Genomic DNA, 13,244 nt, shown 5'->3' with positions numbered 1-13,244 from the left:
GGGCGGAACGGAAACAAAAGGGGCTGAAAGCCTTGAGCCAAATCGCATTCTGGGGGGCCGTCGAGCTCGGCCTGGTCTATTCCTTCGTCGCCCTCGGCGTCTATCTCGCCTTCCGCGTCCTCGACTTCCCGGACCTGACGGTGGATGGTTCCTTTCCGCTCGGTGCGGCGGTGACCGCGGTGCTGATTATTGCCGGCGCCAATGCCTGGCTCGCGGCGCTGATTGCGATGGCGGCGGGCGCGGCGGCCGGCATGGTGACGGCGCTGCTCAACGTGCGCTTCAAGATCCTTAACCTGCTCGCCTCGATCCTGACGATGATCGCCCTCTTTTCCGTCAATCTGCGGGTGATGGGAAGACCCAACGTCGCTCTCATCAATGCCGATACGATGATCAGCTCCTTCTTCGGTCATGGCCTGCGCGATTTCTACGTGCGACCGCTCTTTGTCGGCGTTCTGGTGATCGTCGCGCTGATCCTTGTCTGGCGCTTCCTCGAAAGCGATGCCGGGCTTGCGATGCGCGCGACCGGCGCCAATGCGCGCATGGCCCGCGCCCAGGGCGTAGACACCAGCCGGCAAATCTATCTCGGCATGGCGATTTCGAACGCGCTGGTGGCGTTCGGCGGCGCTTTGTTTGCCCAGACCAACGGCTTTGCCGACGTCACTTCGGGCGTCGGCACGATCGTCGTCGGGCTCGCGGCGGTCATCATCGGCGAGACGCTGCTCGGACGCCGCGGTCTGCTGATCGCGCTTGTCGGCTGCGTGCTCGGCTCGATCCTCTATCGCATCGCGATCCAGCTGGCGCTGTCGAGCGACGTGATCGGCCTGCAGGCCTCCGACCTCAATTTCGTGACGGCGGTGCTCGTGACCTTCGCGCTCATTCTTCCCCGTCTTCGCCGAGGTGCCGTGTCGTGATCAGCGTCAAAGACATCAAGGTCGTTTTCGGACGCGGCACGCCGCTGCAGAAGCAGGCGCTGAATGGCGTCAGCCTGACCATCGAGCAAGGCTCCTTCGTCACCGTCATCGGCTCCAACGGTGCCGGCAAATCGACGCTGCTCGGCGTGCTCGCCGGCGATGTCATCCCGAGCGAAGGACAGGTGCTGATCGGAAAGAGCGATGTGACGCGCAAATCGACGGCGGCGCGCGCCGGCCTGGTGGCACGCGTCTTCCAGGATCCGCTGACGGGCAGCTGCGGCTCGTTGTCGATCGAAGAAAATCTTGCTCTGGCTGCCCGGCGCGGCGAAAAGCGCGGGCTTGTGCCGGCGCTTGGCGGCAAACGTCGGGACTATTTCAAGGAGCGGATCGCCGAGCTCAATCTCGGGCTGGAGAACCGGCTGAAGGATCGCATGGATCTGCTCTCGGGCGGGCAGCGGCAGGCGGTGTCGCTCGTCATGGCGACACTTGCCGGCTCCGAAGTGCTGCTGCTCGACGAACATACGGCGGCCCTCGATCCCGGCATGGCCGAGTTCGTGATGAACCTCACGCAGAAGATCGTTGCCGAGCGCAAGCTGACGACGATGATGGTCACGCACTCCATGCGCCAGGCGCTTGATTACGGCCACCGCACGATCATGCTCCATGGTGGCGAGATCGTTCTCGACGTGGCGGGCGACAGCAGGAAGGACCTACAGGTCGAAGATCTGATCGCCATGTTCCGCAAGATGCGCGGCCAGACGCTCGATGACGATGCTTTGCTGATTGGCTGAACCAACAGCGTGCTGATCGGCTGAGCTGTCAGCGTGCGGATCGGCAAAGCCGACCGCGACCTATCGAGCCTGGGTGAGCAGGATTTTGGCGGCGAAGATCGAGAAGACGCCGGCGAAGGTGTAATCCATGCCGCGCAGAACCTTCTTGTTGTTCTGCAGCCAGGACGCCAGCCAGTCGGCGGCAAAGACGACAGCGGCATTGACGGGCATGCCGATCAGGATGAAACAAAAGCCGAGAAACAGCAGCTTCTGCGTGACGGCGGGATCGCCGGCGCTGACGAATTGCGGCAGGAAGGTCATGAAGAAGATGATGACTTTGGGGTTCAGGAGATTGACCCAGAAGCCGGATGAGACGTTGGCAAGCGCGGTGCCCTTCTGCGTCTCGACCTTGGCGACCGTCAGCTTCGAGCCGAAGCGGATCGCCTGCACTGCGAGCCAGAGCAGATAGCCGGCGCCGCCGGTCTTCAGGATCAGGAAAGCGGTCGGCGAAGCGGTGATCAGCGCCGAAATGCCGAAGGCGACCAGCATGGTGTGGACGACGATGCCGAGGCTGGTGCCGACGACGACGAAAAGGGCCGCCTTCTTGCCCTGGGCGAGTGAACGGCTGATCGACAGCGTCATATCGGGACCTGGGGTCGCCGCCAGCAGCAGCGTCGCGGCGGCAAAGGCGAGAAGGGTCGGCAGGTTCGGCAGGAAATCCATGGCACGCTCGGAAAGCTGGACAGTCAAGGTGACTACTTATCCAGCCTTCAGAAAATTACCAATCAAACCTTCTCATGCGCGTCGCACTAAACTTGATTCATGCGGCGCGCATTCGCTGTTTGTTTTGTGCATGTCGTTATCCCGGGACCGCTGCACGCTTCCGGGTGAAATGCAGTGGCACCGATTACTTCTCTTCGAGGAAGGCCTTGAACTTGTCGGCGTAATCCTTGTGCCAGCGCGACAGCGGCGGGCGGTTCTCGATGATATCGCCGGCGGCCCAGGTCATGCGGCGTTCATCGACCGCGCGGGTCACGTCGTTGTCGGGGCAGAGGATATAGAAATCGCCGCGTTCCAGGCTTTCGACCATGAAATCGACCGTCTGTTCCGGTGTCCAGGCGCCGGCTGGCTTTTCCGCCCGGTCGCCCTTGGTGAGGCCGGTGAAGACGAAGCCGGGGATCAGCAGATGCGCCGAGATCTTTGAACCCGCGGTGTTGCGCAGTTCGTGTTCGAGCGCCTCGGTAAAGACTTTCACGCCAGCCTTGGAGATGTTGTAGGCGGGGTTGCCCGGCGGCGTGGTGATGCCCTGCTTGGAGCCGGTATTGATGATCAGCCCGGGTTCGCCGTGGGACAGCATCTTCGGCCCGAAGACGCGCGTCCCGTTGACGACGCCCATCAGGTTCACGGCGAAGATATGGTCCCAATTCGCCTGTGCACTGAAGATCGAAGTTTCCGGGCCGATCCCGGCGTTGTTCATCAGCACGTGCACACGGCCGAAACGCTGGAGCACGGCGCGTTCGAGCGCCTCCAGGGAGTCGCGGCTGGCGACGTCGGTCTCAACTGCCATCACATCCTCTTCGCCGGCAATGGCCTTTAGCTCCTCGGCGGCGTTGGCCAGCCGATCACCGCCGAGATCGGCGATGACGACGCTCATGCCGCATCCGGCGAAATACTTCGCCGCCGCAAGTCCGATGCCGGAAGCGCCGCCGGTGATGACGGCAACATTGGACTTCTTGAAAATATCTTGAATATTCGTCACGGGGACAGCCCCTCCTCGAGCATTGTTCGCACGCAGCCGAATATGGGTGCCGCTTGCGCACTGTCAAACGCTATCGGCGCCTCAGCCATCGCACTTGCCCTTGCGTCACGCGCCAATCTCGCTAAAAGTGCCGCGACACCGGGTTTTCGCCGGCCTTTATGCAACGGACCTCATCATCATGGCATCATACAAAGACGTGAAGAAAGTCGTGCTCGCCTATTCCGGCGGCCTCGACACCTCGATCATCCTGAAGTGGCTGCAGACGGAACTCGGCGCCGAAGTCGTCACCTTCACCGCCGATCTCGGCCAGGGCGAGGAGCTGGAGCCGGCGCGCAAGAAGGCCGAAATGCTCGGCATCAAGGAGATCTATATCGAGGACGTCCGCGAGGAATTCGTGCGCGACTTCGTCTTTCCGATGTTCCGCGCCAATGCTGTCTACGAGGGCGTCTACCTGCTCGGCACCTCGATCGCCCGTCCGCTGATCTCAAAGCATCTGATCGATATCGCCCGCAAGACCGGCGCGGATGCGATCGCCCACGGCGCGACCGGCAAGGGCAACGACCAGGTTCGTTTCGAGCTCTCCGCCTATGCCCTGAACCCTAACATCAAGATCATTGCGCCGTGGCGCGATTGGTCCTTCAAGAGCCGCACCGACCTGCTCGAATTCGCAGAGAAGCATCAGATCCCGGTTGCAAAGGACAAGAAGGGCGAGGCTCCCTTCTCCGTCGACGCCAACCTGCTGCATTCCTCTTCCGAGGGCAAGGTTCTGGAAGACCCTGCTCAGGAGGCGCCGGAATATGTGCATATGCGCACGATCTCTCCGGAGGCCGCTCCCGACAAGGCGACGACAATCAAGGTCGGCTTCCGCAAGGGCGATGCCGTCTCGATCAATGGTGTCGAGATGTCGCCGGCGACGCTGCTGGCCACTCTCAACACCTATGGCCGCGACAACGGCATCGGCCGTCTCGATCTCGTCGAGAACCGTTTCGTCGGCATGAAGTCCCGCGGCGTCTACGAAACGCCCGGCGGCACCATCCTGCTCTCGGCGCACCGCGCCATCGAATCGATCACGCTCGACCGCGGCGCCGCCCATCTCAAGGACGAGATCATGCCGCGTTACGCCGAGCTGATCTATTACGGCTTCTGGTTCTCGCCGGAGCGCGAGATGCTGCAGGCGCTGATCGACAAGAGCCAGGAGCATGTTGAAGGCGAAGTGACGCTGAAACTCTACAAGGGCAATGTCATGGTCATCGGCCGCGAGAGCGAAAAGTCGCTCTATTCCGATAAGCTCGTCACTTTCGAGGACGACCAGGGCGCTTACGACCAGAAGGATGCAGCCGGCTTCATCAAGCTCAACGCGCTGCGCCTGCGCACGCTCGGCAAGCGCAATCTCGCGACGTAATCGCGAAATTCGTCTTCGGACGGACATCAGCCCGCCGGCATTGCCGCGCGGGCTTTTTTGTTGGATGCGCGGCAAGCGCGGCACGACCTGTCGAGGCGTTCAAGCTGACCGGATTGCGATTCGCTGTTCACGCGCCGTCGCCTGCGTGCGGGTCTTGCCGATACCCTCCGCGAACGGTCAATAGCACCAGTTGACATGGTCGTAAAATAGTGTCACTGTAAGTTACATTAAAACATCATGAGAGACATAATGTCCCAACAGGCTCCCACTCGAAAGTACAGTTCCCCCTTACGGGAATCGCAGGCCCAGGAAACACGGGAGCGCATCCTGCGCGCCACCTCAGACCTTCTCAACGGCAATGCGTTCGCGGACATTTCCATGGACGATGTTGCGCGGTCTGCCGGGGTCGAGAGGCGAACGGTGTTTCGGCATTTTGCAACGAAGGAAGCGCTGTTCGACGCCTTCTGGGTCTACATTAACCAGAGTATGAATGCGGCGGCCCTTCCAACGACCCTCGAGGAGCTTCTTCGCTCGCCCCTCGACGCCTTTCCGCAGTTCGACAAGAACGAAGGCATCATTCGCGCCAGCCTACATACGCCCACGGGTCACGCCATGCGGATGCGGACGGTCAAGGCACGGCGCATCGCGTTCCGGACGTGCCTCGAAGACGCCAATCTGGATGTAAATTCCAAGAGCGCCCGCAAGGTCGAGGCGCTCTTCCACCTTCTCTACAGCGCCAGCGCCTGGGAAACGCTTAAGGACTACGGCGGATTGACCGGGAAGGACGCGGGACAGGCCGCATCCTGGGCGATGCAGGCGCTGTTGAAGGCTGCCGAGACCGACGAGAACTGATCACACATGCTGGCGAGAGCCGGCTTAACGATGGAGACGATGATGGATCAAGCATTCAAGACACACGACACCGCGGACGCCCTTTGGGTCATTCGCGACAAGGTGCAGTTCATGGGCGAAGTGCCGGAGAAGGGTTTGTCCATCCTGGAGGTGACCGTGCCCCCCGGTTCAGGTACGCCGCCGCATAAGCACGAATCCGTGGAGATATTCCGGGTTCTGAGCGGCGAGATCACCTTCACGGTGTTCGACAGCGTACCTCCCTCACAAATGGTCGCACGGCCCGGCGACGTTCTCACCCTACGCTCCTTCCAGCCGCACAATTATGCCAATACCGGAAGCCTCCCCGCACAGATGATCGCCGTCGTGGAAGACTCGATGAGCCACTTCTTTCGCTACGTCGGCCAGAGCGAAGTCCCGCCAGATGGCCCCCCTTCGGCGGAGGAAATCGGCGCGGTATTGGCGGCGTGCCACAGGCACGGAATCGAAGTCCTGGGCACCTGATGGATGGTCGGGCGACGGCACATCCGTCGCCCTCCCAATCGACAACGACCCGTTGTGGAAGTGCCTCGCACGCGGCGGCGGGCTCGAACCCGGCCGACGCCAATCTGAAGGTGATGTCGACAGGCAGATTGCGATTAGAGCGGTTCAGCTTTTCACGGAAGCGCAGAACTGCTCTGACTTTTTTATGGCCATGTTATTGCCCTTGACGGATGCCTGCCATCGCTTAGTCTGCTGCGATCATTCTCCGGAGCATCCCCATGACGCACTCCCTGCTCTTCGGCGCCTTTCTGGCGGCGCTGTTCTATGTGCTCATTCCGGGACCCGCCTTCCTGCAACTGCTCGGCATCGGCGCCGGTCAGGGGCGCAAGGCCGGGGCCTTGTTCATGATGGGGCATCTGGTCGGGGATCTCATTTGGTCGTCGCTGGCGCTGATTGCGATCGTCGGGGCGAAGACGATCGGGACCTTCGTCTTCGATCTGCTCGGGCTCGCCTGCGGTTTCTACCTCGCCTGGATCGGTTGGGGCGCAGTCAACGCCAAACCGAAACCGGACGGGCAGGCGCTTGTTATGGTCGAGCGGCCGTTCCGGCGTGGCCTGATTTTCGGCGTCACCAACCCCAAGGGTTATCCAGTGGCGCTTGCTACCTTCACGGCGCTGGTCGCGGGCTCGGCCGGCGCGCTCGATTTCGAGGCGCTTCCGATGCTTCTCGTTGTGTCCTTCCTGGGTTTCGTGACAGCCGACGTCATTCTGATCGGCATCATCGGGGCGGGGGCGGTGCGCCGTTTCTATCGCGCGCATGAGCGGCTGATCGTGCGCTCGTCCGGCGTACTGTTCATGGGCTTTGCCGCCCAGGCGCTATGGCATGCAACGCCCGGCCTCATCGGCTGGCGCAAGGCTTGAAGCGCCTCATTTCATGCGAGGCGCATTCGCTCAGCCGTTCAGGAAAGTGACGATCGACTTTAGCGTCTGGACTTCATGAGGATCGCCGATCGACATGGCGACCTGCAGCTGATTCTTGTAATAATCGAGGAAATTGAAACTCGTGCCGTCGGTGACGCTGGAGAGATCGATGATATTGCCCAGTGGATCGATCGCATGCATCGGCAATGGTTCGGAGATCGCGGCGTAAGTGTTCTGATCGATCAGGCCGCTATCGAAGCTTTGGCGGGCGTAGTTGCGCAGCTCGCCAGGGCTGACGGCGGTGAAATCCGGCCCCTCGTCGAGATTATCTTCGAGCTGGAACGAAACCGGGGCCGGAGCCTTGGTCTCGATTTGAATATCGGCAGTCTTCGAATTTCTTGCGTTATTAGGGTTGTTTTTAAATAGCAAACTCTGAGAAGACCGCAGGGAAAAAATTTCCATGGCGCATGTCCCCTGGCAGGAAGATCATCGGGAAACTAGCGCCTGTGGGTGATTCGCGTCAATCGTTAACAAATAGTTAATTTCCAATTGTCAAATCTTGTGTCCCGGCTTTGGCTGACCTGCGTCAGATCGCCCGACGAGGCAAACGCCTAACGCGGCGACATACCAATTCTGTGGCGGCTCTCCTATATTGACCATCCGTTCGCATACCAAAAGGAATTCTCCGATGGCTTCTCCCCATGATTTCAATCCGGCGCTCGTCAACTGGGACGCTCTCCACGGTCTGCCACGTTTCGATGCCATCGATGATGGCGATTTTTCTGCCGCTTTCGACGCGGCGCTCGCCGCGCATGAACAGGAGATCGATGAGATTGCCGGAAATAGCGATGCGCCGACATTCGACAATACGGTGGTGGCGCTGGAGATCGCCGGCGATGCACTGTCGCGCGTTTCGGCGCTGTTCTGGAACAAGGCGGGCGCACATACCAACGAAGTCATCCAGGCGCTCGAGCGGGAGATTTCGCCGAAGATGTCACGGCACTATTCGAAGATCGGGATGAATGCCGCACTCTTTGCACGCATCGATACGCTTTGGGAGAACCGCGCGAGCCTCGGCCTGACGCTGGAGCAGACGCGGGTGCTGGAACGCCATTGGAAAGGCTTCGTCAAGTCCGGCGCAAAGCTCGAAAAGCCCGAGCAGGAGAAACTTGCGGCGATCAACGAAAAGCTCGCGGGTCTCGGCACGCAGTTCGGCCAGAACGTGCTGGCCGACGAGAAGGCCTGGGCGCTGATGCTATCCGAGGGTGCAGAGCTCGACGGGCTGCCGGAATTCCTGCGCGACGCGATGGCAGCGGCGGCGCGTGAACGCGGCGAGGAGGGCAAATATGCGGTAACGCTGTCGCGCTCGATCATCGAGCCGTTCCTGACCTTTTCGGAGCGCCGGGATCTGCGCGAACAGGCTTTCAAGGCATGGGTGGCGCGCGGCGCAAACGGCGGGGAGACGGACAATCGCGGCGTCATCAAGGAAACGCTGGCCCTGCGCCACGAGGTGGCGAAGCTGCTCGGCTACGGGAATTTCGCTGAGCTGAAGCTCGACAACACGATGGCCAAGACGGCCGATGCGGTGAACGACCTGCTGAGGGCCGTCTGGGCGCGGGCGGTGAAACGCGCCGGCGAGGAAGAGCTCGACATCGCGGCACTAATCGCCGAGGAGGGGCGGAACCATGAGGTGATGCCGTGGGACTGGCGCCACTACGCCGAAAAGATCCGGGCGCGGAAGTTCGATTTTTCCGAGGCCGAGCTCAAGCCCTACCTGCAGCTCGAAAAGATCATCGACGCCTGCTTCGACGTGGCTGGCCGGCTGTTCGGCATCCGCGCGGTCGAGAAGAAGGGTGTCGCGGCTTATCACCCCGACGTCAGAGTGTTCGAAATCAGGGATCGGGACGACAGACTGGTCGCCCTTTTCCTCGGCGATTATTTCGCCCGCAGCTCGAAACGCTCAGGCGCCTGGATGAGCTCGCTGCAATCGCAGCACAAGCTGCAACTGAAGAACGGCCGCCGGGGCGAATTGCCGATCATCTACAATGTCTGCAATTTCGCCAAACCCGCTGAAGGCAAGCCGGCGCTGCTGTCGCTCGACGATGCCCGCACGCTGTTTCATGAATTCGGCCATGCGCTTCACGGCATGCTTTCAAACGTCACCTATCCCTCGGTTTCCGGCACCGGCGTCTCGCGCGATTTCGTGGAGTTGCCCTCGCAGCTTTATGAGCACTGGCTGACTGTTCCAGCCATCCTCAAGGAATACGCCGTGCATTTCGAGACAGGCGAGCCGATGCCACAGGCGCTGCTCGACAAGGTGCTGGCGGCCCGCACCTTCAATGCCGGCTTCAATACCGTCGAATTCACCTCGTCGGCGCTTGTCGATATGGCGTTTCATACGCGCGAAGCGGTTGACGATCCGATGGCGGTGCAGGCGGAGGTGCTGGCCGAGATCGGCATGCCGAAGTCGATCGTCATGCGCCATGCCACACCGCACTTCCAGCACATCTTCTCCGGCGGTTATTCGGCCGGCTATTATTCCTACATGTGGTCGGAAGTTCTCGACGCCGATGCCTTTGCCGCCTTCGAGGAGACGGGAGACGCCTTCAACGGCGAGATGGCGCGCAAGCTCAAGGAGAATATCTATTCCACCGGCGGCTCAGTTGATCCCGAGGATGCCTATAAGGGCTTCCGCGGCAAGCTGCCGAGGCCGGATGCTATGCTGGTCAAAAAGGGACTCGCCACCTTCGAGGAATTGACAGGCAGCGACGCTTAAGACAGTTTGATGACAGAGAAGCGAGCGGCATGGCGGCAGCCATGCCGCAGCTTTCGCGCGCGACCCCCTTTCGCAATCGCGAAAAAACCGGTAAGAGCGCGCCAAACGTAAATGGCGCGTCCACTTGGCGTAGCGCCCCAGCCTCAGAGATTATGACATATGGCACTTCGCAACATCGCGATCATCGCGCACGTTGACCATGGCAAGACCACTCTCGTTGACGAGCTTCTGAAACAGTCCGGCTCCTTCCGCGAGAACCAGCGCGTCATGGAACGCGTGATGGATTCCAACGACATCGAAAAAGAGCGCGGCATCACCATTCTCGCCAAGGCGACTTCCATCGAATGGAAGGACACGCGCATCAACATCGTCGACACGCCCGGCCACGCAGATTTCGGCGGTGAAGTCGAGCGCATTCTGTCGATGGTGGACGGTGCGATCGTTCTCGTGGACGCTGCCGAGGGCCCGATGCCGCAGACCAAGTTCGTCGTCGGCAAGGCCCTCAAGGTCGGTCTGCGTCCGATCGTTGCGATCAACAAGATCGACCGTCCCGATGCGCGCGCCGATGAAGTGGTCAACGAGGTTTTCGACCTTTTCGCGGCGCTTGATGCGACCGACGAGCAGCTGGACTTCCCGATCCTTTACGGTTCCGGCCGCGCCGGCTGGATGAACTACGATCCGGCAGGCCCGAGCGACGAAGGTCTCGCGCCGCTGCTCGACCTCGTCGTGAAGCACGTGCCCGAGCCGAAGGTCGAAGAAGGTCCGTTCCGGATGATCGGCACCATCCTCGAGGCCAACAACTTCCTCGGTCGCATCATCACCGGCCGTATCGCCTCCGGCTCGATCAAGCCGAACCAGGCCGTCAAGGTTCTCGGTCAGGATGGCAAGCTCATCGAGCAGGGCCGCATTTCCAAGATTCTCGCCTTCCGCGGCATCGAGCGTCAGCCGATCGAAGAAGCGCATGCGGGCGATATCGTCGCCATCGCCGGCCTTTCCAAGGGCACCGTCGCCGACACCTTTTGCGATCCGTCCGTGACGGAAGCCCTGAAGGCACAGCCGATCGATCCGCCGACCGTCACCATGTCGTTCATCGTCAACGACTCACCGCTTGCCGGCACCGAAGGCGACAAGGTGACCTCTCGCGTCATCCGCGACCGCCTGTTCAAGGAAGCCGAAGGCAACGTTGCCCTGAAGATCGAGGAAAGCGCCGACAAGGACTCGTTCTTCGTCTCCGGCCGTGGCGAACTTCAGCTCGCCGTTCTGATCGAAAACATGCGCCGCGAAGGCTTCGAGCTTGCCGTTTCGCGTCCGCGCGTCGTCATGCACAAGGACGAGAGCGGCCAGCTTCTTGAGCCGATCGAGGAAGTTCTGATCGACGTCGACGAGGAGCATTCCGGCGTCGTTGTGCAGAAGATGTCGGAGCGCAAGGCCGAAATGGTCGAGCTTCGCCCGTCGGGCGGCAACCGCGTCCGTCTGGTTTTCTACGCGCCGACCCGCGGCCTGATCGGCTATCAGTCGGAACTGCTGACGGATACGCGCGGTACCGCGATCATGAACCGCCTGTTCCACAGCTACCAGCCCTACAAGGGTGAGATCGGCGGCCGCGTCAACGGCGTGCTGCTCGCCAACGAAGCCGGTGAAGCCGTTGCTTACGCGTTGTTCAACCTGGAAGACCGCGGGCCGATGATCATCGACGCCGGCGAAAAGGTCTATATGGGCATGATCATCGGCATTCACACCCGCGACAACGACCTCGAGGTCAACGTTCTGAAGGGCAAGAAGCTGACCAACATCCGCGCCGCCGGCAAGGACGAAGCTGTCAAGCTGACCCCGCCGATCCGCATGACTCTGGAGCGCGCGCTCTCCTGGATCCAGGAAGACGAACTGGTCGAGGTCACGCCGAAATCCATTCGCCTGCGCAAGATGTATCTCGACGCCAACGACCGCAAGCGGTTCGAAAAGACCAAGGCGGCTCTCTAAGAGCTCAGTCGTTACCGCTTTCAAACCCCGGCCTTCGAGCCGGGGTTTTTTATTGTGCGCTGCGCTGATTCCGACTTGTGACAATCGTTAAAAAAGCGTTAAATTTTATCCGTCGTCCACATATCAAGTCTGTGGGCAATCGATCACGATGCGCTCGCCGCATATGGTTAATTGCCTGCGGCAGGACCAGAGTAAACGTTATGAAGACGTTGTCGATCGATGTCCGGCGGGCCGAACCGCACGATGCCCGAGCCATTTCGGAAACGCACAGGCTCGCGTGGCAACATACCTATGCAGGCATCATTCCGCATCGCGCGCTGACGCAGATGATCGAGCGTCGCGGCGAGAACTGGTGGCGCAAGGCCACGCGCGGGCCTGCGACATTGCTGGTCCTTGATGTGGCAGGGACGGTCGCCGGTTATGCGACGCTCGGTCTCAACCGTGCCCGCGCCCTGCCGCAGGAAGGCGAAATCTACGAGCTTTATCTTCGCCCCGAATATCAGGGCATCGGTCTCGGCCACATGCTATTCGGCGAGGCGCGCCGGCTGTTGAAGTCGCTCGGGTGCAACGGCCTGGTCGTCTGGTGCCTCGAGGAAAACGAGGCCGCCAGCCGCTTCTACCGCCACCACGGCGGGACCGATTTCTGCGAAGGTATGGAAAATTTCGACCACAAGCAGTTGAAGAAGATCGGTTTCATCTGGAACTGATCGGCCTGCTCGGGCGTCGCACGCCTCTCTTCCAAAGTTTTTGCGGCATCACGCCGGTGTCATCACGCATCGGTGATCTGCCGTGTTGCGTTGCGAGATGAAACTGATTATCTGGCTTCGAGCAATTCAACCCCGCGGGAGTATCCTATGCGCATCGACGCCATTTCAATCGGTAACAATCCACCTGAAGACGTCAACGTTATCGTCGAGGTTCCTGTTGGCGGTCATCCGATCAAGTATGAAATGGACAAGGAGGCCGGCACGCTGGTCGTCGATCGTTTTCTCTATACGCCGATGACCTATCCGGGCAATTACGGTTTCGTACCGCACACCCTGTCTGAAGACGGCGACCCGATCGACGTGCTGATCGCCAGCACCCGGCCGCTGGTTCCGGGCTGCGTCATCAATGTGCGCCCGATCGGTGTCCTGAAGATGGAAGACAATTCCGGCAAGGACGAGAAGATCATTGCCGTGCCGTCGCCGAAGCTGACGCTGCGCTACGAGAAGGTGAAGGACTTTACCGATCTTCCGGAGATCACGCTGAAGCAGATCGAGCATTTCTTCGAGCACTACAAGGATCTGGAGCCCGGCAAGTGGGTGAAGATCTTCGGCTGGGGCGATTCCAAGGAAGCCGGCCAGCTCATCATCGAGGCCGTCGAGCGGGCCAAGAAGGCGAAGGGCTGAACC

General features: G+C 60.8%; 13 protein-coding genes. 10 read left to right on the top strand and 3 right to left on the bottom strand.

Translation table 11 applies throughout. From position 1 onward, the window contains the following. The first annotated feature begins 32 nt into the window (after nt 1–32). Together NXC14_RS20755 and NXC14_RS20750 are read left to right on the top strand one after the other, a co-directional pair. The gene (locus NXC14_RS20755) at nt 33–911 is read left to right on the top strand and encodes an ABC transporter permease (protein WP_085779732.1); all 879 of its coding nucleotides are present in this window, start codon (nt 33–35) and stop codon (nt 909–911) included. Continuing rightward, on the top strand, nt 908–1,702 hold the full coding sequence (locus NXC14_RS20750) for an ABC transporter ATP-binding protein (RefSeq protein WP_085779731.1): 795 nt from the start codon (nt 908–910) through the stop codon (nt 1,700–1,702). The genes NXC14_RS20755 and NXC14_RS20750 overlap by 4 nt, the downstream gene beginning before the upstream one ends. A 60-nt stretch (nt 1,703–1,762) precedes the next feature. Here NXC14_RS20750 and NXC14_RS20745 read toward each other — a convergent pair whose 3' ends face one another. Then, nucleotides 1,763–2,404: a LysE family translocator gene (locus tag NXC14_RS20745; protein ID WP_085779730.1), complete on the bottom strand. Its 642-nt coding sequence runs from the start codon at nt 2,402–2,404 to the stop codon at nt 1,763–1,765. A gap of 184 nt (nt 2,405–2,588) precedes the next feature. Then, nucleotides 2,589–3,440: an SDR family NAD(P)-dependent oxidoreductase gene (locus tag NXC14_RS20740; RefSeq protein ID WP_085779729.1), complete on the bottom strand. Its 852-nt coding sequence runs from the start codon at nt 3,438–3,440 to the stop codon at nt 2,589–2,591. Nucleotides 3,441–3,618: 178 nt separating this feature from the next. Between NXC14_RS20740 and NXC14_RS20735 the strand changes: the two genes are divergently transcribed. The 4 genes from NXC14_RS20735 (at nt 3,619) to NXC14_RS20720 (ending at nt 7,094) form a co-directional block, all read left to right on the top strand. Continuing rightward, nucleotides 3,619–4,842, top strand: a complete 1,224-nt coding sequence (locus tag NXC14_RS20735) for an argininosuccinate synthase (protein ID WP_085780226.1) — start codon at nt 3,619–3,621, stop codon at nt 4,840–4,842. A gap of 378 nt (nt 4,843–5,220) precedes the next feature. Then, nucleotides 5,221–5,694, top strand: coding sequence for a TetR/AcrR family transcriptional regulator (locus NXC14_RS20730; protein WP_245362112.1), 474 nt, complete (start codon nt 5,221–5,223; stop codon nt 5,692–5,694). A 42-nt stretch (nt 5,695–5,736) separates the two neighbouring features. Then, complete coding sequence (locus tag NXC14_RS20725; RefSeq protein WP_085780225.1) at nt 5,737–6,195, top strand: cupin domain-containing protein; 459 nt, start codon at nt 5,737–5,739, stop codon at nt 6,193–6,195. A gap of 257 nt (nt 6,196–6,452) precedes the next feature. Further along, complete coding sequence (locus NXC14_RS20720) at nt 6,453–7,094, top strand: LysE family translocator (RefSeq protein WP_085779727.1); 642 nt, start codon at nt 6,453–6,455, stop codon at nt 7,092–7,094. 30 nt (nt 7,095–7,124) lie between these two features. Here the strand turns inward: NXC14_RS20720 and NXC14_RS20715 are convergent, their stop codons facing one another. Beyond that, complete coding sequence (locus NXC14_RS20715; RefSeq protein ID WP_085779726.1) at nt 7,125–7,556, bottom strand: hypothetical protein; 432 nt, start codon at nt 7,554–7,556, stop codon at nt 7,125–7,127. Between the two features lie 226 nt (nt 7,557–7,782). Here NXC14_RS20715 and NXC14_RS20710 point away from each other — a divergent pair, with 226 nt between their 5' ends. The 4 genes from NXC14_RS20710 to ppa all read left to right on the top strand — a co-directional run bounded on the left by NXC14_RS20710 (nt 7,783) and on the right by ppa (nt 13,241). Further along, the gene (locus tag NXC14_RS20710) at nt 7,783–9,870 is read left to right on the top strand and encodes a M3 family metallopeptidase (RefSeq protein ID WP_085779725.1); all 2,088 of its coding nucleotides are present in this window, start codon (nt 7,783–7,785) and stop codon (nt 9,868–9,870) included. 159 nt (nt 9,871–10,029) lie between these two features. Further along, complete coding sequence (gene typA, locus NXC14_RS20705) at nt 10,030–11,850, top strand: translational GTPase TypA (protein ID WP_085779724.1); 1,821 nt, start codon at nt 10,030–10,032, stop codon at nt 11,848–11,850. Nucleotides 11,851–12,050: 200 nt separating this feature from the next. Further along, on the top strand, nt 12,051–12,557 hold the full coding sequence (locus NXC14_RS20700; protein ID WP_011427107.1) for a GNAT family N-acetyltransferase: 507 nt from the start codon (nt 12,051–12,053) through the stop codon (nt 12,555–12,557). 147 nt (nt 12,558–12,704) lie between these two features. Next, a complete protein-coding gene (gene ppa, locus NXC14_RS20695; RefSeq protein WP_064805467.1) occupies nt 12,705–13,241 on the top strand; it encodes an inorganic diphosphatase in 537 nt (178 codons plus the stop codon). The last annotated feature ends 3 nt before the right edge of the window (nt 13,242–13,244 follow it).

Source organism: Rhizobium sp. NXC14 (assembly GCF_002117485.1).
Classification (GTDB): domain Bacteria; phylum Pseudomonadota; class Alphaproteobacteria; order Rhizobiales; family Rhizobiaceae; genus Rhizobium.
The sequence above is the reverse complement of the archived record's forward strand: the minus strand, read 5'-3'. Positions and strand labels throughout refer to the sequence as shown.

Bases quoted from the DNA above. Each gene is read 5' to 3' on its own strand.
- NXC14_RS20745 (WP_085779730.1), bottom strand. From the start codon at position 2,404: ATGGATTTCCTGCCGAACCTGCCGACCCTTCTCGCCTTTGCCGCCGCG.
- NXC14_RS20735 (WP_085780226.1), top strand. From the start codon at position 3,619: ATGGCATCATACAAAGACGTGAAGAAAGTCGTGCTCGCCTATTCCGGC.
- NXC14_RS20730 (WP_245362112.1), top strand. From the start codon at position 5,221: ATGGACGATGTTGCGCGGTCTGCCGGGGTCGAGAGGCGAACGGTGTTT.
- NXC14_RS20725 (WP_085780225.1), top strand. From the start codon at position 5,737: ATGGATCAAGCATTCAAGACACACGACACCGCGGACGCCCTTTGGGTC.
- NXC14_RS20720 (WP_085779727.1), top strand. From the start codon at position 6,453: ATGACGCACTCCCTGCTCTTCGGCGCCTTTCTGGCGGCGCTGTTCTAT.
- NXC14_RS20715 (WP_085779726.1), bottom strand. From the start codon at position 7,556: ATGGAAATTTTTTCCCTGCGGTCTTCTCAGAGTTTGCTATTTAAAAAC.
- NXC14_RS20710 (WP_085779725.1), top strand. From the start codon at position 7,783: ATGGCTTCTCCCCATGATTTCAATCCGGCGCTCGTCAACTGGGACGCT.
- typA (WP_085779724.1), top strand. From the start codon at position 10,030: ATGGCACTTCGCAACATCGCGATCATCGCGCACGTTGACCATGGCAAG.
- NXC14_RS20700 (WP_011427107.1), top strand. From the start codon at position 12,051: ATGAAGACGTTGTCGATCGATGTCCGGCGGGCCGAACCGCACGATGCC.
- ppa (WP_064805467.1), top strand. From the start codon at position 12,705: ATGCGCATCGACGCCATTTCAATCGGTAACAATCCACCTGAAGACGTC.